Source organism: Streptomyces sp. NPDC005181 (assembly GCF_040608395.1).
Lineage (GTDB): Bacteria > Actinomycetota > Actinomycetes > Streptomycetales > Streptomycetaceae > Streptomyces.
The window spans coordinates 279,413-300,510 of the sequence record NZ_JBEXID010000001.1 but is presented as its reverse complement, the minus strand read 5'-3'; the positions used below and the strand labels follow the sequence as shown (position 1 = coordinate 300,510).

Here is a 21,098-nt window from a genome sequence, read left to right as displayed (position 1 = left end):
CGCGCGTCTCACGCGAAGATCCCTATTACGCGCCAAGTCTGCCCGAGGGGTACGACACGTCAAGCCGGGTGCCCGTTCCGTGACCCTACGCACAAGAAGCGTCTCGGAAGCGTTACAGGAACCGCATGGAATTTGCGTGGGCGGTGCGGCAGCCGGTTGGATGGCCCGTCCCTCTCGGAAACGGGGTGTCCGGCAGAGGCTGTAGCGTGACGTGGCAATGCAGCAAGGCATGCAAGACACCGTGAGAACCCGCGGACGCGCGGACAGATACGACGGCGAGGACTGATGGCACCCGAACCCGAAGCAAACGGCGGCGGAGTTTCGGATGCGGCCGACTCCTGGGGCATCGGCGGTGTGGTCGGTGACGGACGTTATCGGATGACGCACCGGCTCGGCCGGGGCGGCATGGCCGAGGTCTTCGCGGCCGAGGACGTCCGGCTCGGACGTACGGTCGCAGTGAAGCTCCTCCGTTCCGATCTTGCCGAGGACCCGGTCTCCAAGGCCCGGTTCACGCGTGAGGCACAGTCGGTCGCGGGCCTCAACCACCACGCGATCGTCGCGGTGTACGACTCCGGCGAGGACGTCGTGGGCGGCCGGACCGTCCCGTACATCGTGATGGAGCTCGTCGAGGGCCGCACCATCCGTGATCTGCTGCTCAATGCCGAGGCCCCGCCGCCCGAGCAGGCGCTGATCATCGTCTCGGGGGTGCTGGAGGCCCTCGCCTACTCGCATCAGCACGGCATCGTGCACCGTGACATCAAGCCGGCGAACGTGATCATCACGCACTCCGGTGCGGTCAAGGTGATGGACTTCGGCATCGCCCGTGCGCTGCACGGTGCGCAGTCGACCATGACTCAGACCGGCATGGTCATGGGCACGCCGCAGTACCTCTCCCCCGAGCAGGCACTCGGCAAGGCCGTCGACCACCGCTCCGATCTGTACGCCACCGGCTGTCTGCTGTACGAACTCCTCGCGCTGCGGCCCCCGTTCACGGGTGAGACGCCGCTCTCCGTCGTCTACCAGCACGTCCAGGACATCCCGGTCCCGCCGTCCGAGGTCTCGGGCGGGGTGCCGCCGGAGCTGGACGGGCTCGTCATGCGTTCGCTCGCGAAGGACCCGGACGACCGGTTCCAGAGCGCCGAGGAGATGCGCGGGCTGGTCCAGTACAGCCTGCAGATGCTTCAGGTGCAGGGCGGTCACACGGGCACCTGGAACACGGGCCCGGTCACCATGCACGAGGCCGGCCACACCCCCGCCATGGGCATGGCGGGCGGCACGATGGCGATGGGGCACCCGCAGCACGGGGACACCTCGCAGGGCCCGATCCTGCCGCCGAGGAACCCGGACGACGGCGGATACGACGGCGGTCACGGGGGCGGTGGCGGCCGCGGCAAGCTCTGGCTGTTCATCGTCCTCGCGCTGATCGCGATCGGGGCCGGTGTCGCCATCGCGGTCAACGCGGCGAACAACGGCGACAAACACCGGAAGACGCCGACCACGACCTCCAGCTCCCCGGCCCCGACGAAGAGTTCGGAGGCGCCCAGCGACGAGGAGACGGATGTGGTCCCGCCGCAGGACGACACCACCGGTGGTGAGCAGCAGCCGAGCTGGCGGCCGTCCACCACCCCGTCCACCACGCCCAGTAAGCCGTCCCAGACCCCGTCCGACTCGGCCACCCCGCCGGACACCGGCGAAACCGACGGTGGCACGAGTACGGACGGTGGGACGACCCCGGGCGGTGACCCGACCGAGGCCACTGTCGGCGGCACCGGTGGTGACCCGGCCGGTACCACCGCCGCCGGCGGCACCGGTGGTGACCCGGCCGGTACCAGCGCAGACGGCGGCACCGCCGCGGGCACCACCCCCTGACAGCCTGGGCCCTCACTCCGTGAAGGCCTCGCGCACCGTCTCGTACTCCCGCGTCCACCAGACCGCCAGGGCCGACACCGCAGGAAACTGCGGGTCGGCCCTTCGGTCGTGCAGGCGGTACCGCCAGTGCAATATCCAGAAGTCGTTGAGCCGCTCCCACCACACCCGGTGCACCGCGGCGGCTAGTTCGGCGGCGCCCGCCCCGGCCGCCCGCCGGTAGGCCCGCGCGTACGCCCGCACCTTCTCCAGTTCCAGCTTCCCGGTCGGCTGCACGAAGAAGATCGCCGCGGCCCTTACCGCCTCCTCGGCGCGCGGCTGCACTCCCAGCCTGTCCCAGTCGATGATCGCCACCGGGTCCGCGTCCCGGTACAGCACGTTCAGCGGGTGGAAGTCGCCGTGCACCCAGCCGGTCGCCGGGATGTCGGGGGCGGGCGGCCGCCGGTCGGCGTACTGCTCCAGCAGGGCACGCCGCTCGACGAGGCGGTGTTCGGCCAGCTCGTCGAAGGCGTCCCGGGGGCGCCGGCCGCGCGCCGCGGCCAGCAGATCCTCGATCAGCGCGAAGGTGTCGGCGGCGTCGGGGCCGGCATGCCCGCGCGCCTGGTCCACCCCCCGCTCCATCACCTGCGCGAGCCCGGTGTGTACGGCTCCGAGGAGCGCCCCGAGCCGCTGCGACTGGGCGGTGGTCAGCTGGGCGCCGACCCGGTGCAGTCCGTCGACCCAGGGGTGCAGGGCGTAGCACCGGCCGCCGATCTCCGTGACCGTGTCGCCCTCCGTGTCCTCGACGGGCGGAGCGACGGGCACCCCCAGCGACTGCAGCCGCTGGGTGGCCCGGTGCTGGCGGACGATCGTCGCGCGGTCGCCGGTGGAGTCGTCGAGGTGGTGCTTGAGGAAGTACGAGCCGCGGGTGGTGGAGACGCGGTAGCCGTGGTTGAGGAGGCCCAGGGTGAGGGGCTTGCAGGTGAGGGGCTCACCGGCGTTCGGATAGCGGCGCAGCACCTCGCCGACCGGTGGAACAGGCGGGAGGGTTACAGATGAGCGCGGCACTCACCAAATGTTAGATCACGCTGTGTGGCGGCTCGGCTGACTTGCGTGAAAGTCCAGGGTGTGCATGGTGACGACGTGCGGGTCGAGGCAGAGGTAGACAGGCTCGAAGGCTTCGCCGTTGACCTGCAGTGGCGCCGCACCGAAGCGCGTGCGCTGTTCCGCCGTGGGGCGCACGACCTCGGCAGGCCCGGTGAACTGCACCGACCACAGAGCGCCGCTGCCCCCGCCGCCCTCCTCGCTGCCCTCGTTCTCGCCGGTGGCCGCCGCGTCGAAGTTGTCCACCCCGTACGCGACGACGGTGCCGTGGCACGACTCGTGGTGACCGAGACCGCTGTGCATCCGCAGGATCACCCGCCCGTCGATCACGAGATGGCGAGCCACCGCCAGGAACGGGAGAGCCCGGCGGGTGGTCGCCAGCCGGCCGTACGGCACCCGGCCGATCAGCTCGATCGCTCGGACTCTCGTCACGTGGGGTTCCGTCGCTCGGGGTTCCGCAGAGGGCATGGGTCCACTTTCCGGTACGGCGACGGGTGCAGAAAGAGGCCGCAGCCCCCGGTGATCCGGGACCAAGGTCCCGAACCCCGCAAAACCCCCCGTGGAGTCCCGCCCGTGCGGCTCAGCGCCGCTCCGCCTGCAGCCGCGCCACATAGGCGGCGGCCTGCGAGCGTCGCTCCATGCCCAGCTTGGACAGCAGGCTGGAGACATAATTCTTGATCGTCTTCTCGGCGAGATGCAGCCGTTCGCCGATCACCCGGTTCGTCAGACCCTCCCCGATCAGATCGAGGATGCGGTGTTCCTGGTCGGTGAGGGCGGACAGCTTGTCGTCGCCCCGGGCCTCCTTGCCCTCGCGCAGCCGCTCCAGCACGCGCGCGGTCGCGACGGGGTCGAGCAGCGACTTTCCGGCCGCCACGTCCCGTACCGCGGCCAGCAGCTCATTGCCGCGGATCGCCTTCAGTACGTATCCCGACGCACCCGCCATGATCGCGTCGAAGAGGGCCTCGTCGTCGGCGTACGAGGTCAGCATCAGGCAGTTGATGGTCTCGTCCTTGGAGCGGATCTCCCGGCAGACCTCCACCCCGCTGCCATCCGGCAGCCGCACGTCGAGCACCGCCACATCGGGCCGGGTGGCGGGGATGCGGATCAGCGCGTCCGCTGCCGTGCCCGCCTCGCCGACGACCTCGATGTCGTCCTCGACCGCGAGCAATTCATGCACTCCGCGGCGGACGACCTCGTGATCGTCCAGCAGAAATACAGTGATTTTTCCTTCTTCATGCACAAATGCAGTCTCACACACTCCCCTCTTCCCTGCCGCTGAACGGCGGGATAACGTGCCGTTGTTCCGGCGGCCTGCAAGGCTGTTCCCAGTGCTGTGACCAGCGAAAGTTCCCGACTTTTTCGATTTACTTGGAAATCCAAGCAAAATCGCAGGTCAGATAGGGTTTCGCAGTTGTGCGACGCACTGGGTAACGTGCCCTTGACAGGACGCTCGCCGGGGCACCTGTCACGCCTGTTCCCGGCCGAGCGGCACCCACCCCGTGCACGGGTACGGACACAGGCGAGCCGCACTGGTCTCCCGGCAGACCCCGGGGGCCGGACCGACGGAGGAGCACGCACGTGACCGTGGAGAGCACTGCCGCGCGCAAACCGCGACGCAGCAGCAAGCGGACCAGCGCCGCGAGGACGCCACAGAGTTCCGAGCCCGAGCTCGTACAGCTGCTGACGCCCGAGGGCGAGCGGGTGGAGCACCCGGACTACGCCATCGACCTGACCGCGGACGAGCTGCGCGGTCTGTACCGGGACATGGTCCTGACCCGGCGCTTCGACGCCGAGGCCACCGCGCTGCAGCGTCAGGGCGAGCTGGGCCTGTGGGCCTCGCTGCTCGGCCAGGAGGCCGCCCAGATCGGCTCCGGCCGGGCGCTGCGCGACGACGACTATGTCTTCCCGACCTACCGTGAGCACGGCGTCGCCTGGTGCCGCGGGGTCGACCCGACCAATCTGCTCGGGATGTTCCGCGGTGTGAACCACGGCGGCTGGGACCCGAACACCAACAATTTCCACCTGTACACGATCGTCATCGGCTCGCAGACCCTGCACGCCACCGGCTACGCCATGGGCGTCGCCAAGGACGGCGCGGACTCGGCCGTGATCGCGTACTTCGGTGACGGCGCCTCCAGCCAGGGCGACGTGGCCGAGGCGTTCACCTTCTCCGCGGTCTACAACGCGCCCGTGGTGTTCTTCTGCCAGAACAACCAGTGGGCGATCTCCGAGCCGACCGAGAAGCAGACCCGTGTGCCGCTCTACCAGCGCGCACAGGGCTTCGGCTTCCCCGGCGTCCGGGTCGACGGCAACGACGTACTCGCCTGCCTGGCCGTCACCAGGTCGGCGCTGGAGCGGGCCCGCCGGGGCGAGGGCCCCACCCTCGTCGAGGCGTTCACCTACCGGATGGGCGCACACACCACCTCCGACGACCCGACGAAGTACCGGGCGGACGAGGAGCGCGTCTCCTGGGAGGCCAAGGACCCGATCCTGCGGCTGCGCACGTACCTGGAGAAGCAGGAGCTCGCCGACGAGGCGTTCTTCACCGCGCTGGACGAGGAGAGCGAAGCCCTCGGCAAGCGGGTCCGCGAAGCGGTACGGGCCATGCCCGACCCGGACCGGATGGCGATCTTCGACCACGCCTACGCCGACGGGAACCCGCTCGTCGACGAGGAGCGCGCCCAGTTCGCCGCCTACCAGGCTTCGTTCGCCGAGGAGGGCAACTAGTCATGGCCACCCAGAAGATGTCCCTCGCGAAGGCGCTCAACGAGTCGCTGCGCAAGGCCCTCGACACCGACCCCAAGGTCCTGATCATGGGTGAGGACGTCGGCAAGCTGGGCGGGGTCTTCCGGATCACCGACGGGCTCCAGAAGGACTTCGGCGAGGACCGGGTCATCGACACCCCGCTCGCCGAGTCCGGCATCGTCGGCACGGCGATCGGGCTGGCCCTGCGCGGCTACCGGCCGATCGTGGAGATCCAGTTCGACGGCTTCGTCTTCCCGGCGTACGACCAGATCGTCACGCAGCTCGCGAAGATGCACGCCCGCGCGCTCGGCAAGATCAAGCTGCCGGTCGTCGTCCGGATCCCGTACGGCGGCGGCATCGGCGCCGTCGAGCACCACAGCGAGTCGCCCGAGGCCCTGTTCGCGCATGTCGCGGGGCTGAAGGTGGTCTCGCCGTCCAATGCCTCGGACGCCTACTGGATGATGCAGCAGGCCGTTCAGAGCGACGACCCGATCATCTTCTTCGAGCCGAAGCGGCGCTACTGGGACAAGGGTGACGTCGAGACCGACCTCATCCCCGGACCGCTGCACAAGGCCGCGACAGTACGGGAGGGCTCGGACCTCACCCTCGTCGCGTACGGTCCGATGGTGAAGGTCTGCCTCGAAGCGGCCGCGGCCGCCGAGGAGGAGGGCAAGTCGATCGAGGTCCTGGACCTGCGGTCGATGTCCCCGATCGACTTCGACGCCGTCCAGGCGTCGGTCGAGAAGACCGGCCGACTGGTCGTGGTCCACGAGGCGCCGGTGTTCTACGGCTCCGGTGCCGAGATCGCGGCCCGCATCACGGAGCGCTGCTTCTACCATCTCGAAGCACCGGTGCTCCGGGTCGGTGGCTACCACGCCCCGTATCCGCCGGCGCGCCTCGAGGACGAGTACCTGCCGGGCCTGGACCGCGTGCTCGACGCCGTCGACCGCTCGCTGGCGTACTGAGGAGAAGGTTCGTGACGACGATGACCGAAACGTCTGCTCGCTTCCGTGAGTTCAAGATGCCCGATGTGGGCGAGGGACTGACCGAGGCCGAGATCCTCAAGTGGTACGTCCAGCCGGGCGACACCGTCACCGACGGCCAGGTCGTGTGCGAGGTCGAGACCGCGAAGGCGGCCGTGGAGCTGCCGATCCCGTTCGACGGGGTGGTGCACGAGCTGCGCTTCCCCGAGGGCACGACCGTCGATGTCGGCCAGGTGATCATCGCGGTGGACGTGGCGCCGGGCAGCGGCGAAGCGGCGGAGCCCACGGCTCCGGCCGTGGCCGAACCGGAACCGGCTGCGGAACCGGAGGCACCGAAGGCCCGCCAGCCCGTGCTGGTGGGCTACGGCGTGGCCGAGTCCTCCACCAAGCGGCGCGCCCGCAAGGGCACCGAGCCGCCGGCTGCCGCCGCTGCCGCGATCCAGGGCGAGCTGAACGGCGGCACGACCGTTGCCCCCACCCCCGCAGCCACCGTCGTCCCGGAGAGCCGCCCGCTCGCCAAGCCGCCGGTGCGCAAGCTGGCGAAGGACCTGGGCATCGATCTGGCGACGGTCACCCCGACCGGTCCGGGCGGGATCATCACCCGCGAGGACGTGCACGCGGCGGCCACGCCCGCACCGGCGCAGGCATCCGTACCCACCGCGCCGGCCGCGGCACCCGAGGTCGTTGCGGTGCCCGTTGCCGCAGCCCCCGTCCCGGGCGCCCGGGAGACCCGTATCCCGGTCAAGGGTGTACGGAAGGCCATCGCGCAGGCGATGGTCGGCAGTGCGTTCACGGCGCCGCATGTCACCGAGTTCGTGACGGTCGACGTCACGCGCACGATGAAGCTCGTGGCGGAGCTCAAGGAAGACAAGGACATGGCGGGGGTCCGGGTCAACCCGCTCCTGATCATCGCCAAGGCGCTCCTGGTCGCGATCAAGCGGAACCCGGAGGTCAACGCTGCCTGGGACGAGGCCAACCAGGAGATCGTGCAGAAGCACTATGTGAACCTGGGCATCGCGGCTGCCACCCCGCGCGGTCTGATCGTGCCGAACATCAAGGACGCGCACGACAAGACCCTGCCCCAGCTCGCCGCGGCACTGGGCGAACTGGTCGCCACGGCACGCGAGGGCAAGACGTCCCCCGCCGCCATGGCCGGCGGCACGGTGACGATCACCAACGTCGGCGTCTTCGGCGTCGACACGGGTACGCCGATCCTGAACCCGGGAGAGTCCGCGATCCTCGCGGTCGGTGCGATCAAGCTGCAGCCGTGGGTCCACAAGGGCAAGGTGAAGCCCCGCCAGGTCACCACACTGGCGCTGTCGTTCGACCACCGGCTGGTCGACGGCGAGCTCGGCTCGAGGGTGCTCGCCGATGTCGCAGCGATCCTGGAACAGCCCAAGCGGCTGATCACCTGGGCCTGACGGCCTTCGATCCCGCACCACCGGTGGGCCTGCGCGTCTCGACGCGTAGGCCCACCGTCGTCTGCCCGGACGGTGGCGCCAGGGCGAGTTCGGCGAAGACGGTCTTGCCGACCGTGCGGGGTTCGACGCCCCAGTGGTGGGCGAGTTGGGCGACGATCAGCAGCCCGCGTCCGTAACTCTCGTTGGCGGTGGCCACGCGGTGGCCGGGCAGCCGTTCGCCGCGCGGATCGCTCACCTCGATACGGAGGGCGGCGGCCGTGAGGATCAGGTGGACCCGGAAGAGTCGGTCACGCAGACAGCCGTGCAGGAGCGCGTTGGTGGCCAACTCGCTGACCAGGAGGGCCGCGTCGCCGGCCCGCTCGGAGTGGTCCCACTGCGCGACGAGCCGGGCGGCGCGGTGACGGCAGAGGGTGACGCTGCGGGCGTGGGGGGTGTAGTCGAGCCGGAGCTACAGGTTCTGCCCTATCTCGCGGGTGCCCACCCTGGCATGACCAGCGCTTTCACCATCGTTTCGTTTGCGGAGCCGGGGCGCTCGAGGTGGTCCACATGGATACCACCTCGACGACTCTCTGGCATCACACGGTTGGGGCTGCGCAGCGCAACACGGTCAGACTGATCGACGGAATCCCCAAGGAGCTGTAGCCCGCGTGCCCGCATTCAGGTTCGTCAAGTCCACCTACAGCGGCGGCAATGCCGGACAAGAGTGCGTCGAGGTTGCTCGCAACATCCCCGACACCGTCGCCGTCCGCGACTCCAAGCGCCCCACCGGCCCCGTCCTGATCATCGCCCCCACCGCGTGGGACGCCTTCCAGGCCGACCTGCGCCGGCCGTAGGTACAGCAAGAGGGGCCCCGCAACGCAGGGCCCCTCCTCCGTACCGCAGGACTACTTGCTGAAGCCGTAGTCCATGAGCTTCTTCGCGTCCGCCGTCCGGTTCGTCTCGGAGGTGGAGGCGAGGACGGTGCCGATGACCGTCTTGCTGTTGCGGGTCGCGGCGAAGACCAGGCAGTACTTGGCCTCCGGGCCGGAACCGGTCTTCACGCCGATCGCGCCGCTGTAGCTGCCGAGCAGCTTGTTGGTGTTGGTCCACGACATGTAGCGGTAGCCACCGCTCTTCGTGGTGACCTTCTGCGTCGTCGACTGTGTCTTCACGACCGTGCGGAACGTGGTGCTCTTCATCGCACTGCTGGCGATCTTCGTCAGGTCGCGCGGCGTCGAGTAGTTCGAGCCATTCCCTATGCCGTCGAACGAGTCGAAGTGCGTGTTCTTCAGGCCGAGGGCTGTGGCGGCGCTGTTCATCTTGCCGATGAACGACTTCACGCGGGCCGCGCGGGTGGTGCCGGAGCCGAACTTGTCGGCCAGCGCGTACGCGGCGTCGCAGCCGGACGGCAGCATCAGACCGTAGAGGAGCTGGCGGACGGTGACCTTGTCACCCACGATCAGACGGGCCGAGGAGGCGTTCTTGGCGACGATGTAGTCGCTGTACGCCTGCTGGATCGTGACCTTGGAATCCAGGTTGAGATTCGTCTGCGACAGGACCACCTTGGCGGTCATGATCTTGGTGGTGGAGCCGGTCGAGCGACGGGTGTCCGCGGCCTTGGTGAAGAGGGTCGTCCCCGTGCCGTTGTTCATCACGTAGCCGCCCGCGGCGACGATCGTGGGCGTCGGCAGTGTGGCGGCCTGTGCCGTGGAGGCGAACGCGCTGCCCGCGATGACAGCACCTGCGGTGAGGGCCACAGCGGCAGTGGCGGAAATGCGGTGTTTGCCCTTAATGCCGATTTTCAACTTGAACGCTCCAAATGCCCCTGGAATGCGGCCACATGAGGGTGCCGCTCGGTGGTGAGACTTATGAGGCGAGCGGATGGATGTGCGGATTCCCGGGGTAATTTCCGGGGCTTTACCGTCCGGATCCCGGACAGCGTCCCGGCATGCACGCATGTTGTATCTATGCTGTGTGCATGCCTGCCGCACCCCCTGTCGTGACACACCCGACCGCCAAGCGGCCGCCCGCCGCCGAGCGCGTCTACACCCACATCAAGCAGGCGGTTCTCGACCGCCGGTACGAGGGCGGGACGCTGCTCACCGAAGGGGATCTCGCGGAGGCCGTCGGCGTCTCCCGTACACCGGTGCGCGAGGCGCTGCTGCGGCTGGAGGTCGAAGGGCTGATCAAGCTCTACCCGAAGAAGGGGGCCCTGGTGCTCGCCGTCTCCGCACAGGAGATCGCGGACGTGGTGGAGACCCGGCTGCTGGTCGAGGAGTTCGCCGCCCGCAAGGCCGTGCCCGCCTCGGCAAAGCTGATCGCCCGGCTGGAGGAGCTGCTCGACGAGCAGCGGCAGCAGGTGGCTGCCGGGGATCTCGCAGCCGTGTCGGTCGCGGACCGCTGCTTCCACGCCGAGATCGTGCGCAACGCGGGCAACGAGATCCTGTCGCGCCTCTACGACCAGCTGCGCGACCGGCAACTGCGGATGGGTGTCGCCGTGATGGAGGCGCACCCCGGCAGGATCGCCGCCAACATCACCGAGCACGGCGAGCTGCTGGACGCGATCAGGGCCGGTGACGCGGACGGTGCCGCGCAGGTCGTACGGCGCCATGTCAGCCGGGTCAAGGTGCTGGTCCGGGGTGAGGACCGGTGAGTTCTGCCGCCGCTCCCACCCTGTCCCTGCCCGGTGATCCGCCCGGCGGCCGGCGTGCCGCCCGGGTCTGGGGCATCGGTGTCGCCGTCTACTTCGTCGCGATCATCTTCCGTACGAGCCTCGGGGTCGCCGGCCTGGACGCCGCCGACCGGTTCGGCGTCAACGCCTCCGCCCTGTCGACGTTCTCCATCCTTCAACTGCTCGCCTACGCGGGCATGCAGATACCTGTCGGCCTGATGGTCGACCGGCTCGGCACCAAGAAGGTGCTCACCATCGGGGCCGTCCTGTTCACCGTCGGGCAGCTCGGCTTCGCGCTCTCCCCGTCGTACGGCACGGCGCTGGCCTCCCGGGCGCTGCTCGGCTGCGGCGACGCGATGACATTCATCAGTGTGCTGCGGCTCGGTGCCCGCTGGTTCCCGGCCCGGCGCGGGCCGCTGATCGGCCAGATCGCCGCGCTCTTCGGTATGGCGGGCAACCTTATCTCGACGCTCTTCATCGCCCGTGCCCTGCACGGCTTCGGCTGGACCGCCACGTTCGCCGGCAGCGCGGTCGCCGGGCTCGTGGTGCTGGTGCTGGTGCTCCTCTTCCTGAAGGACCACCCGGAGGGGCACGAGCCGCCGCCCGCCGAGCACGCGGGCGCGGCATACGTACGCAAGCAGATCGCCGCCTCGTGGCGGGAGCCCGGCACCCGGCTCGGGATGTGGGTGCACTTCACCACGCAGTTCCCGGCCATGGTGTTCCTGCTGCTGTGGGGGATGCCGTTCCTGGTGGAGGCGCAGGGACTGAACCGGTCCACTGCCGGTGAGCTGCTCACCCTGGTGGTGCTCTCCAACATGGCCGTCGGCCTCGTCTACGGGCAGGTCATCGCCCGCCACCACGCCGCGCGCGCCCCGCTGGCCCTCGGCACGGTCGCGGTGACCGCCGTCCTGTGGGCGTCGGCCATCTTCTACCCGGGCGAGCACGTGCCGATGTGGATGCTGATCACGCTCTGTGTGGTGCTCGGCGCCTGCGGTCCCGCCTCGATGATCGGCTTCGACTTCGCGCGCCCGGCCAACCCGCCTGAGCGGCAGGGCACCGCGTCGGGGATCGTCAACATGGGCGGCTTCACCGCCTCGATGACCACTCTGTTCGCCGTCGGTGTACTGCTCGACGCGACGGGCGACAACTACCGCATCGCCTTCGCCTCCGTCTTCGTGCTGGAGGCGCTCGGGGTCGTACAGATTCTGCGGCTGCACGCCCGCGCCACGCTCCGGGAGCGGAACCACCATGTGATCAGCCGTGTGGAGGCCGTGCACGTACCCGCGTGAGCCCTGTTCCTGCCGGCTCGGCGGCGCGCCCGTCTCTTCACTTCACGAAAGACGGGCGCCGCCGACCGTGCCTGTTACGGCGTCACGGCGAAGTTCTGCAGGATCGCCGTTGCCAGCTCCTGGTCGCCCTCGACCTTGATCCGGTCCGCGACCGCCTGCGGGCGAACCCGCCCGCAGGCCAGCCGGACGAAGGTCTCCCAGTCCATCGCCAGCGTCACCGCGGGCCCCAGCGACGGCGAACCGTCCACCGAACCACGGCCGTCCGCGTCGACCCTGATCGTGCGCAGGAACTCCACGGGCCCGTGCACATCGAGCACGACCGCCGAGTTGGGCGGCGCGCCCGCATCCTTGGCGACCACCTTCGGCAGCGCGGCGAGCAGCGCGTCGCGGGTGATGGCGGCTCCGGGGGAGTCCAGGTTGCCGGGGAGGCCCAGCGTCATCCGCAGATCCTGCTCGTGCACCCAGACGTCGAAGGCCCGCATCCGCAGAGCCAGTTCCAGGGTCTGCTCGGTGCCGAGCGGCGCGCGGGTCATGGTCTCGGGGTCACGCGACTCGTTCCGCAGCTGGCGGGAGCGGCGGATGATCGTGTACTCCAGCTCGGAGGTCATCTCGGGTGCGGTGTGGTGGCGCCGCACATCGACCTGCATCTCCATGTAGCGGGTGAAGTCGTTCTGTACGTGGTACAGATCGCGCGGCAGCGTGTGGATCGGCCGCGGATCGCCGAGCTGCTCGCACTCCATGCCGATGATGTGCGAGACGATGTCGCGCACCGACCAACCGGGGCACGGTGTACGGCGGTTCCACTCCCCCTCGGCGAGCGGCTTCACCAGCTCGGCTATCGACTCGACGGAGTGGGTCCAGGCATCGGCGTAGGTCTGGAGGCTGGGATGGACGGTCACGGGACCCCTCGTGCGGTTCTGCGGTGCATGGGCTGGACTGCTGGGCGCGGTCTGCGGGCGGCGGCTGCGGGCTGCGTGGGAGGTTCGGTCGCTAAGTTACGCTGCGAGCAGGCACCCCGGCAGTGCTTTCGTGTGACGATCGTAGGCCTGTGTTGACGGCTCGAATGCCAGGACGGTGGTAGTGTGCGCGCCTCCCTCATCCAGATCGCAGTAGACCCGGACGAATCCGTCAATTCCCGCAGGGATCGTGTGGCTTCGTTGGTCGCGGACCAGCGCGGCGCCGATCTGGTGGTCCTTCCCGAACTCTGGCCGGTCGGCGCGTTCGCGTACACCGCCTTCGCCGACGAGGCCGAACCACTCCGCGGGCCGACCCACGACCTGATGGCGAAGGCTGCGGCCGACGCCCGAGTCTGGCTGCATGCCGGCTCCTTCGTGGAGCGCGCCGACGACGGCACGCTCTACAACACCTCGCTGGTATTCACCCCCGAGGGTGAGCGGGCCGCCGCGTACCGCAAGATCCACCGCTTCGGCTTCGACAAGGGCGAAGCGGTGATGATGGGCGCCGGCGAGGACCTTGTGACAGTGGCCCTGCCGCAGACCACGCTGGGCCTCGCCACCTGCTACGACCTGCGCTTCCCCGAGCTGTTCCGCGGTCTCGTCGATGCCGGCGCGCAGACGCTCGTCGTCCCGGCGGGCTGGCCGGAGCGACGCCGCGCCCACTGGACGCTGCTGGCCCAGGCGCGCGCCGTCGAGAACCAGGCGTACGTCCTCGCCGTCGGTACAGCGGGCACCCACGCCGGGGTCGAGCAGGCCGGTCACAGCATGGCCGTCGACCCGTGGGGCGAGGTGCTCGCCGAGGCGGGCGCGGGCGAGGAGGTGCTCACCGTGGAGTTCGACCCGGCGAAGGTCGCCGCCACGCGGGAACAGTTCCCGGCGCTCAAGGACCGGCGGCTGGGCCTCGCCCCGCCGTCGAGCGGCCGCTGACGCATCCGTCGGACCGGGCTTCGCGCCACCGTCGGGGCGGGACCCGGTTTCACGTGAAACATCCCGGTCAGCCGTCGTGCTCATGGCTGACAGGCCCCCCGGTGGCCCCCGGAACAGGTGAGACTCCCTGGGACGCGGGGGACCTCCACCATGCCTGGGACCCTCCGGAATGCGGACGCACCACGGTGATGTTGACTGTTCACATGGCAACACGTGCGCGCGTCAGGGCCCCCGAGCTGGTCGGCAAGGGCGGCTGGCTCAATACCGGCGACCAGCAATACACCCTCGCTGACCTGCGGGGACGCATCGTCATTCTGGATTTTTGGACGTTCTGCTGTGTGAACTGTCTGCATGTCCTCGATGAGCTCCGCGAGCTGGAGGAGAAGCACCGCGACACCGTGGTGATCATCGGTGTGCATTCCCCGAAGTTCGTCCACGAGGCCGAACACCAGGCAGTCGTCGATGCCGTCGAGCGGTACGAGGTCCATCACCCCGTCCTCGACGACCCCGAGCTCGCCACCTGGAAGCAGTACGCCGTACGCGCCTGGCCGACGCTCGTTGTCATCGACCCCGAGGGCTATGTCGTCGCCCAGCACGCCGGCGAGGGCCATGCGCACGCCATCGAGAAGCTCGTCGAGGAGCTGGAGGCCGAGCACGCCGCGAAGGGCACGCTGCGCCGCGGCGACGGCCCGTATGTGGCGCCCGAGCCCGTTGCCACACATCTGCGCTTCCCCGGCAAGGCCCTGCTGCTGCCGGACGGCGGCTTCCTGGTCTCCGACACCACCCGGCACCGCCTCGTCGAGATCGACCGTGACGGCGAAACGGTCCGCCGTCACTTCGGCACGGGGGACCGCGGGCTGGCGGACGGCGGGCCCGACGAGGTCCGGTTCAGTGAGCCGCAGGGGCTCGCCGTGCTGCCCGACGGCCGGATTGCCGTCGCCGACACCGTCAACCACGCCATCCGCGCCCTCGATCTCACCACCGGGGTGACGACGACCCTTGCGGGCACCGGCCGCCAGTGGTGGCAGGGCTCCCCGACGTCCGGCCCGGCGCGCGAGGTGGATCTCTCCTCCCCGTGGGACGTCGCCTGGTTCGCCGACCGGCTGTGGATCGCCATGGCGGGTGTCCACCAGCTGTGGTCGTACGACCCCGAGTCCACAGCCGTACAGGTCGCCGCGGGCACGACCAACGAGGGACTGGTCGACGGTCCGGCCGACGAGGCCTGGTTCGCGCAGCCGTCCGGGCTCGCCGCCTCCGTCGACGGCGACCGGCTCTGGGTGGCCGACTCGGAGACGTCCGCGCTGCGGTACGTGGACCGGGACGGGACCGTGCACACGGCCGTCGGCACCGGCCTTTTCGACTTCGGTCACCGCGACGGCGCCGCCGGCCAGGCGCTCTTCCAGCACCCGCTGGGCGTCACCGCGCTGCCCGACGGGTCCGTCGCCGTCAGCGACACGTACAACCACGCCCTGCGCCGTTACGACCCCGCCACCGGAGAGGTCACCACGCTGGCCACGGATCTGCGTGAGCCGAGCGACGCCGTGCTGGTCGACGGCGATCTCGTCGTCGTCGAGTCCGCCCGGCACCGGCTGACCCGGCTGCGGCTGCCCGAGGAAGCGGTACGCGTCGTCGACCAGGCGCACCGCACCCGGCGCGCGGCCACCGAGATCGCCCCTGGCACGCTCCGGCTGGACGTGGTCTTCCAGGCGCCCGCCGGCCAGAAGCTGGACACCCGGTACGGTCCCTCGACCCGGCTGCTGGTCTCGTCGACCCCGCCCGAGCTGCTGGCAGAGGGCACGGGCCCGGGCACCGATCTCTTCCGCGATCTGGTCCTGGCCGACGGCGTCACGGAAGGCGTCCTGCATGTGTCCGCGATGGCGGCGTCCTGCGACGACGACCCGGAGAACGAGTACCCGGCCTGTCACGTCCACCAGCAGGACTGGGGCGTCCCCGTCCGCGTGAGTGCACAGGGGACGCCGCGGCTGCCGCTGGTGCTCGCCGGGATGGACGAGCAGGCCTGACGGGCCGACGGGCTCAGAAGTCGTCCGCGCCGTTGCGCAGCTCGTACATCCGCGAGAAGCCGCCGTGTGCGGTGGAACCAGTCCAGTGCCTCCGACTGCCGTCCCGCCCGGTACAGCGCCGTCATCAGGGCAGCAGCCAGCGATTCCCGCATCGGATGCATGACGGCCTGGGCCTTCAGCACGGCGGCGGCCCGGTGATGTTCGCCCAGCGTGGCGTACGCGCGCGCCGTGTGCTCGACCGTCGCCAGCCGCGACTCCTCCATCGCCTGCGCAGCCGCCTGCAGCGGTGGACTGGGGAACGCGCCGGTGAGCGCGGGCCCCTGCCACAGCGACAGGGCCTCCTTCCGTGGGTGCCCAGGGCGACCCCGTATTCGTCCGCACGGTTGCCGGTGAGCAGGGCGCGCAGCCGTGAGACATGCCCCTGTACGACCGTGCGGGCATGGGCCGGCGGCCCGTCGTCCCACAGGGCGTCCATCAAGTGGCCCATGGGACGGGGGCGTTGGGATGCAGGAGCAGTGCGGCGAGCAGACTGCGGCGCTTGGCGGGGCCGAGTGGCAGATCGCCGGTTTCGGTCGCTACGGACACCGCACCGAGCAGGCGGAACTCCACTGTCACTCCTCCCCCGGGCAAAGAACTGAGGTTACCGCCCGGGGCCCAGCCGAACCGCTGTGAGCTGCGCCGCAACAGTAAAGAGGCCGGAATTCGGTTCAGAGGCCGCGGCGCTCGTCCTCGGACACGACCGTGGTGCTGGGCGGTACGACCAGCCGGCGACGCCGCGCGATGCTCGCGTAGACGAAGACTCCGATGATGCCGACGATCATCATGATCCAGCCGACCAGGTCGACATTGACGGTGTCCATCTTCCAGTCGGTGGCGAAGGTGAGTATCGCCCCGACGGCGATGAGGATGATAAATCCTCCGAGTCCCATGGGTCACGCCTCCTCGGCGGCCCGGAGGCTCCGGACCGTGTACGGATCGCGTACCCGGCCCGGCAACAACCATGTGTGGAAGGCGGATCAGTCCGCCGGGAACGGTGTCGGCGCGTTCACCTGCCCTCAGCGCCGGAGGGCCTCCACCGGCTGGATGCGGGCGGCCCGCCAGGCCGGGTAGATCCCGGCCAGTACACCGGTGAGCAGCCCGATGGCCGGTGCGGCGGCGACCGTCGCGGTGTGCACCACCGGCGTCCAGTCGCGGACCACCGCCACGGCCACCACGGCGATCGTGCCGATGCTGGTGCCGACCAGTCCGCCCAGGGTGCCCAGTGCACCCGACTCGGCGAGGAACTGGGCCGTGACATGACGCCCGCGCGCACCGAGCGCCCGGCGCAGCCCGATCTCACCGGTCCGCTCCAGCACCGCGACGAGCGTGGTGTTGGCGATTCCCACCGCGCCGATGACCAGACAGATCGCTGCGAGCAGCAGAAAGAGCTGGTCCAGGTCGGAGGTGACCGAGGACCGCAGGGCTCTGGGGTCCGGCGGCGGTACGGCCTTGAGGTACTCCGGATGGTCGGGGCGCAGCGCGGTGGGCACCTCCGACGCGATCTGCCGTGCGGCCCCCACATCGGTGGCGATCAGCATCTGCGCCCCCTCGGTGGGTGGACCCCACAGTCTGCGGGCCGCCGTGTCCGGGACGACCACGGACATCAGTACCTCGGGCTTGCGCCGCACATCATCGATGATGCCGATCACGGTGAACGGCTGGTCGTCGATGAACACGGCGGGCGCCGTCTCGAGGGTGCTGATGCCGAGCCGGGCGGCGATTCCCCTGCTGACGACGGCAACCTGCAGGCCGTCGGCCGCGTGGTACGTGTCGTACAGCCGTCCCTGGGCGAGCCGCGGTTCGGCCGCCTGTACGGCGCCGGGTGACGCGGCGACCACATCGATCTTCTGACCGGTGGAGTCCCCGACCGGTGAGGACCGGACGTCCGGGCTACCGCTGGTGGGACGTACCGGCCAGAACACGCCCGCGTGGCGTACGCCGCCGAGCTTCTCCACGCGGGGTCCCGCGTCGTCGGGGAAGGCCGGCCCGGCGAACTCGTCCTGCTCGCGGGCCACGTCCCCGACGGTCACCTCGGTCGCGGTGAGCAGGCTGAACCGGGAGTCGATCTGCGAGGAGGCGGTCGCCGTCAGCCCGAGTACGGCGACGAAGGTGCCCACCCCCAGAACGGTTCCGAGGGCGGTGAGCACCGAGCGGGCGGGCCGCTGGAGCACTCCGGCGAGAGCTTCGGAGAGCAGGTCGCGGGGAGAGAAGGAGGAAGGGGTGATGCGGGGAGTGCGGGTGCCTTTCCTGCGAAGGGCACTTCTGCGAGGGGTGCCCACGCGGCGGGCACCCGTGCGACGGTCACTCACGCGACGGTCACCTGCTCGCGGAGCACTCCGTCGCGGATGGAGACCGTGCGCAGACCGCGGGCGGCGACCTCCGCGTCATGGGTGATCAGCACGATCGTCATGCCTTCGGTGTGCAGCTCCTCCAGCAGCCGGAGCACGGTGCCGGCGTTGACCGAGTCGAGATTGCCGGTCGGCTCGTCGCACAGCAGCAGGGAGGGCCGGGCCACCAGGGCGCGAGCGATGGCGACGCGCTGGCACTCACCGCCGGACATCCGGCTGGGCAGCGCGTGCACCCGGTGGCCGAGGCCGACCCGCTGGAGTGCGGCGCGGGCCCGGTCGGGGCGTTCGGTGCGCGGGACGCCGCAGTAGACCATCGCCAGGATCACGTTCTCCAGGGCGCTTCGGTGCGGCAGCAGATGGAATGCCTGGAAGACGAAGCCGATGCGCCGGCCGCGCAACGCGGTCGGGTCGGCATCGCCGAGCGCCCCGGTCTCGATTCCGTCCAGCAGATAGGTGCCGGCGGTCGGGGCATCGAGCAGTCCCACGATGTTGAGGAACGTGGACTTGCCGGACCCGGACGGGCCGACGACCGTCATGAAGTCGCCCCGGTGGACGGTGAGGTCGCAGGGCCGGAACGCGTGCACCGGGGGCGGGCCGGGGTAAGTGAGCGCGACCTGGCGGAAATCGATCACCGGGGTGCCGGGGGTGCCGGCCTCCCCCTCGACACCGGTCATGAAGTGGCCCCCTCGCCGCCGCTGCCATCCGGCTCTTTGAGCCCGGTCAGGACGCGGTCGCCCTCGCGGAGGGTGCCGGGGGAGAGCGGGGCGACCTCGACGAAGCCGTCGCCGTTGGTTCCCGGGCGTACGGACACCCGGCGGCGTTCGCTCTCCTGGCCCTTGCCGGTGACCACCGTGACGACCGTCCTGCCGTCGGCCCCGGCGGACACCGCGCTCACCGGGACGACAAGGACTTCGCCCTCGGTCGCGCTGGACTCCACGGTCAGCCGTACATCCTGCCCGGGCAGCTCCGCGGGGAGTTTCCGGCCGGGCCTGACCATCATGAGGTACCCGGACCCGCCTCCTGTGGCAGGTGCCTGCGCGTCGGGCGAGATGCCAGTCCCCGCACATCAGCAGTGCGGTACGGAACATATGCGGGCCGGTGACGCGGGCGAACTCCTGGAACCCGTCCGTCCCACCGGTCACCTGCGTCACCCCTCAGCCGTCGGCCCCGCGAACTCCCTGCATAGGGAAGACGCCCGAGCCCGCGGCGCGCGTTACACAGACTTCCGGAAATTCTTCGGGGCCACGGCCGAACCGGCCCGGCCGACGCGGAACGGGCAGGCCCCGACGGAAGGGGCCGGCCCGGAAACGGACCGGCCCGGAAACGGACCGGCCCGGAAACGGACCGGCCCGGAAACGGACCGGCCCGGAAACCGGCCTGCTCAGCCCGCCAGGAAGGCGGCCAGCGCGTTCGCCAGCAGATACGGGTCGTCCGCGCCGCACAGCTCACGCGCACTGTGCATCGACAGGATCGCGACGCCGATGTCCACGGTCTGGATGCCGTGCCGGGCCGCGGTGATCGGGCCGATCGTCGTGCCGCACGGCATCGAGTTGTTGGAGACGAACGTCTGCCACGGCACGCCCGCCTTCTCGCACGCCGCCGCGAACACGGCCCGTCCGCTGCCGTCCGTCGCGTACCGCATGTTGACGTTGACCTTGAGGATCGGCCCGCCGTTCGCCACCGGGTGGTGCGTCGGGTCGTGGCGCTCCCCGTAGTTGGGGTGGATCGCGTGACCGGTGTCGGAGGAGAGACAGACGGTCCCCGCGAAGGCCCGGGCGCGGTCCTCGTACGTGCCGCCGCGGGCGAAGACCGAGCGCTCCAGCACCGTGCCGAGCAGCGGTCCGTCCGCGCCGGTGTCCGACTGCGAGCCGTTCTCCTCGTGGTCGAACGCGGCCAGCACCGGGATGTACGGAATCTCGTCGTCCGGCTGTCCGGCGACGGCGGCGAGCGCGGCCGTCGCCGCATGCACGGAGAGCAGGTTGTCCATCCGCGGCCCGGCCAGCAGCTCGCGGTCCCGGCCCAGATAGGCCGGCGGTTCCACGGCGTGCGGCATCAGGTCCCAGCCGGTCACGTCCTCGGCGTCGACGCCCGCTTCCTCGGCGACGAACCGGATCAGGCCGCCCTCCTCGACGTCCCCGAGCCCCCAGACCGGCTGCATGTGCTTCTGCCGGTCGAGCTTGAGACCGTCGGTGTTGGCCGACCGGTCCAGATGCACGGCCAGCTGAGGCACGCGCAGCAGCGGCCGGTCGATGTTGACCAGCCGCTGCGTGCCGTCGCGCAGGCTGATCCGGCCCGCGAGACCGAGGTCCCGGTCCAGCCAGGTGTTGAGCAGCGTGCCGCCGTACACCTCGACGGCGATCTGCCGCCAGCCGTACGAGCCCGTGTCGGGCAGCGGCTTCACCCGGAGGTTCGGCGAGTCGGTGTGCGCCCCGGTGATCCGGAACGGGGTGTGTGCCCCGGCGCCCTCCGGCACGTACCAGGCGACGATCGCCCCGCCGCGCAGCACGTACTTCCCACCGGTGGACGCGTCCCAGGCCGCGGTCTCCTCGACCTGCCGGAAGCCGGCCTTCTCCAGCCGCGCCGCGGCGGTGGCCACGGCGTGGTACGGGGAGGGGCCGGCCATGAGGAAGGCCATCAGGTCGTCGGTGTGACCGCGGTCGAAGCGGAGGGGAGAACTCATGTTCTTCACTGTAACGACGATGAGCCGGGAAGAATCCGCGTACCGCCACCCCGCTCTGTGGGCCGGGGGCTACAGCCCATGGGCGGGATT

19 protein-coding genes and 2 pseudogenes are annotated in these 21,098 nt (G+C 70.2%); 9 read left to right on the top strand and 12 right to left on the bottom strand.

Annotated elements, in window-relative coordinates; all coding sequences use genetic code 11:
- Nucleotides 1–285 precede the first annotated feature (285 nt).
- On the top strand, nt 286–1,869 hold the full coding sequence (locus tag ABZV38_RS01440) for a protein kinase (RefSeq protein WP_356323305.1): 1,584 nt from the start codon (nt 286–288) through the stop codon (nt 1,867–1,869).
- A gap of 12 nt (nt 1,870–1,881) precedes the next feature.
- Here the strand turns inward: ABZV38_RS01440 and ABZV38_RS01435 are convergent, their stop codons facing one another.
- From ABZV38_RS01435 to ABZV38_RS01425, 3 genes are all read right to left on the bottom strand, one after another.
- Nucleotides 1,882–2,865, bottom strand: a complete 984-nt coding sequence (locus tag ABZV38_RS01435) for a phosphotransferase (protein ID WP_356323472.1) — start codon at nt 2,863–2,865, stop codon at nt 1,882–1,884.
- A gap of 63 nt (nt 2,866–2,928) precedes the next feature.
- The gene (locus ABZV38_RS01430; protein ID WP_356323303.1) at nt 2,929–3,381 is read right to left on the bottom strand and encodes a pyridoxamine 5'-phosphate oxidase family protein; all 453 of its coding nucleotides are present in this window, start codon (nt 3,379–3,381) and stop codon (nt 2,929–2,931) included.
- A gap of 148 nt (nt 3,382–3,529) precedes the next feature.
- Nucleotides 3,530–4,189, bottom strand: coding sequence for a response regulator transcription factor (locus ABZV38_RS01425; RefSeq protein ID WP_356323301.1), 660 nt, complete (start codon nt 4,187–4,189; stop codon nt 3,530–3,532).
- Nucleotides 4,190–4,527: 338 nt separating this feature from the next.
- Here ABZV38_RS01425 and pdhA point away from each other — a divergent pair, with 338 nt between their 5' ends.
- Genes pdhA through ABZV38_RS01410 form a run of 3 tightly spaced genes read left to right on the top strand, consistent with a single transcriptional unit; the run spans nt 4,528 to nt 8,098 of the window.
- A complete protein-coding gene (gene pdhA / locus ABZV38_RS01420) occupies nt 4,528–5,676 on the top strand; it encodes a pyruvate dehydrogenase (acetyl-transferring) E1 component subunit alpha (protein ID WP_356323299.1) in 1,149 nt (382 codons plus the stop codon).
- A gap of 2 nt (nt 5,677–5,678) precedes the next feature.
- Nucleotides 5,679–6,659: an alpha-ketoacid dehydrogenase subunit beta gene (locus ABZV38_RS01415; RefSeq protein WP_356323297.1), complete on the top strand. Its 981-nt coding sequence runs from the start codon at nt 5,679–5,681 to the stop codon at nt 6,657–6,659.
- An 11-nt stretch (nt 6,660–6,670) separates the two neighbouring features.
- Nucleotides 6,671–8,098 carry a dihydrolipoamide acetyltransferase family protein gene (locus ABZV38_RS01410; RefSeq protein ID WP_356323295.1) on the top strand — a complete coding sequence of 476 codons (1,428 nt, stop codon included), beginning with the start codon at nt 6,671–6,673 and terminating at the stop codon, nt 8,096–8,098.
- Here ABZV38_RS01410 and ABZV38_RS01405 read toward each other — a convergent pair.
- Nucleotides 8,085–8,510 (bottom strand): annotated as a pseudogene (locus ABZV38_RS01405) (ATP-binding protein); the annotation flags it as partial. The gene ABZV38_RS01410 and the pseudogene ABZV38_RS01405 sit on opposite strands and share 14 nt — an antisense overlap.
- A 235-nt stretch (nt 8,511–8,745) precedes the next feature.
- Between ABZV38_RS01405 and ABZV38_RS01400 the strand changes: the two are divergent.
- Entirely contained in the window at nt 8,746–8,931 is a 186-nt protein-coding gene (locus tag ABZV38_RS01400; RefSeq protein ID WP_356323293.1) for a DUF397 domain-containing protein, read from the top strand.
- 51 nt (nt 8,932–8,982) lie between these two features.
- Here the strand turns inward: ABZV38_RS01400 and ABZV38_RS01395 are convergent, their stop codons facing one another.
- Nucleotides 8,983–9,882 (bottom strand): D-alanyl-D-alanine carboxypeptidase, encoded by a 900-nt coding sequence (locus ABZV38_RS01395; RefSeq protein WP_356323290.1) that lies wholly within the window; start codon nt 9,880–9,882, stop codon nt 8,983–8,985.
- 173 nt (nt 9,883–10,055) lie between these two features.
- Between ABZV38_RS01395 and ABZV38_RS01390 the strand changes: the two genes are divergently transcribed.
- Both ABZV38_RS01390 and ABZV38_RS01385 read left to right on the top strand, forming a co-directional pair.
- Nucleotides 10,056–10,730 (top strand): GntR family transcriptional regulator, encoded by a 675-nt coding sequence (locus ABZV38_RS01390; protein WP_356323288.1) that lies wholly within the window; start codon nt 10,056–10,058, stop codon nt 10,728–10,730.
- Entirely contained in the window at nt 10,727–12,037 is a 1,311-nt protein-coding gene (locus ABZV38_RS01385; RefSeq protein ID WP_356323286.1) for an MFS transporter, read from the top strand. Before ABZV38_RS01390 ends, ABZV38_RS01385 begins: the two co-directional genes overlap by 4 nt.
- Nucleotides 12,038–12,111: 74 nt before the next feature.
- Here the strand turns inward: ABZV38_RS01385 and ABZV38_RS01380 are convergent, their stop codons facing one another.
- On the bottom strand, nt 12,112–12,936 hold the full coding sequence (locus ABZV38_RS01380; RefSeq protein WP_356323284.1) for a maleylpyruvate isomerase family mycothiol-dependent enzyme: 825 nt from the start codon (nt 12,934–12,936) through the stop codon (nt 12,112–12,114).
- Nucleotides 12,937–13,119: 183 nt separating this feature from the next.
- On the opposite strand from ABZV38_RS01380, the gene ABZV38_RS01375 reads away from it, so the two are divergent.
- Both ABZV38_RS01375 and ABZV38_RS01370 read left to right on the top strand, forming a co-directional pair.
- The gene (locus tag ABZV38_RS01375) at nt 13,120–13,920 is read left to right on the top strand and encodes a carbon-nitrogen family hydrolase (RefSeq protein ID WP_356323282.1); all 801 of its coding nucleotides are present in this window, start codon (nt 13,120–13,122) and stop codon (nt 13,918–13,920) included.
- A gap of 203 nt (nt 13,921–14,123) precedes the next feature.
- The gene (locus ABZV38_RS01370) at nt 14,124–15,941 is read left to right on the top strand and encodes an NHL domain-containing thioredoxin family protein (protein WP_356323280.1); all 1,818 of its coding nucleotides are present in this window, start codon (nt 14,124–14,126) and stop codon (nt 15,939–15,941) included.
- A 47-nt stretch (nt 15,942–15,988) separates the two neighbouring features.
- Here the strand turns inward: ABZV38_RS01370 and ABZV38_RS01365 are convergent.
- The 6 genes and pseudogenes from ABZV38_RS01365 to ABZV38_RS01340 all read right to left on the bottom strand — a co-directional run.
- Nucleotides 15,989–16,550, bottom strand: a pseudogene (locus ABZV38_RS01365) (AfsR/SARP family transcriptional regulator); the annotation flags it as partial.
- A gap of 98 nt (nt 16,551–16,648) precedes the next feature.
- A complete protein-coding gene (locus ABZV38_RS01360) occupies nt 16,649–16,870 on the bottom strand; it encodes a DUF6458 family protein (protein ID WP_356323278.1) in 222 nt (73 codons plus the stop codon).
- Between the two features lie 126 nt (nt 16,871–16,996).
- On the bottom strand, nt 16,997–18,205 hold the full coding sequence (locus tag ABZV38_RS01355) for an ABC transporter permease (protein WP_356323470.1): 1,209 nt from the start codon (nt 18,203–18,205) through the stop codon (nt 16,997–16,999).
- 80 nt (nt 18,206–18,285) lie between these two features.
- Complete coding sequence (locus ABZV38_RS01350) at nt 18,286–19,002, bottom strand: ABC transporter ATP-binding protein (protein ID WP_356323277.1); 717 nt, start codon at nt 19,000–19,002, stop codon at nt 18,286–18,288.
- Nucleotides 18,999–19,328: a hypothetical protein gene (locus ABZV38_RS01345; RefSeq protein ID WP_356323275.1), complete on the bottom strand. Its 330-nt coding sequence runs from the start codon at nt 19,326–19,328 to the stop codon at nt 18,999–19,001. The genes ABZV38_RS01350 and ABZV38_RS01345 overlap by 4 nt, the downstream gene beginning before the upstream one ends.
- Nucleotides 19,329–19,709: 381 nt before the next feature.
- Nucleotides 19,710–21,008 carry a M18 family aminopeptidase gene (locus tag ABZV38_RS01340; RefSeq protein ID WP_356323273.1) on the bottom strand — a complete coding sequence of 433 codons (1,299 nt, stop codon included), beginning with the start codon at nt 21,006–21,008 and terminating at the stop codon, nt 19,710–19,712.
- Between the last annotated feature and the right edge of the window lie 90 nt (nt 21,009–21,098).

Coding starts and splice junctions, on each gene's coding strand:
- ABZV38_RS01415 (WP_356323297.1), top strand. CDS start 5,679: ATGGCCACCCAGAAGATGTCCCTCGCGAAGGCGCTCAACGAGTCGCTG.
- ABZV38_RS01390 (WP_356323288.1), top strand. CDS start 10,056: ATGCCTGCCGCACCCCCTGTCGTGACACACCCGACCGCCAAGCGGCCG.
- ABZV38_RS01345 (WP_356323275.1), bottom strand. CDS start 19,328: ATGATGGTCAGGCCCGGCCGGAAACTCCCCGCGGAGCTGCCCGGGCAG.
- ABZV38_RS01340 (WP_356323273.1), bottom strand. CDS start 21,008: ATGAGTTCTCCCCTCCGCTTCGACCGCGGTCACACCGACGACCTGATG.
- ABZV38_RS01440 (WP_356323305.1), top strand. CDS start 286: ATGGCACCCGAACCCGAAGCAAACGGCGGCGGAGTTTCGGATGCGGCC.
- ABZV38_RS01370 (WP_356323280.1), top strand. CDS start 14,124: ATGGCAACACGTGCGCGCGTCAGGGCCCCCGAGCTGGTCGGCAAGGGC.
- ABZV38_RS01350 (WP_356323277.1), bottom strand. CDS start 19,002: ATGACCGGTGTCGAGGGGGAGGCCGGCACCCCCGGCACCCCGGTGATC.
- ABZV38_RS01360 (WP_356323278.1), bottom strand. CDS start 16,870: ATGGGACTCGGAGGATTTATCATCCTCATCGCCGTCGGGGCGATACTC.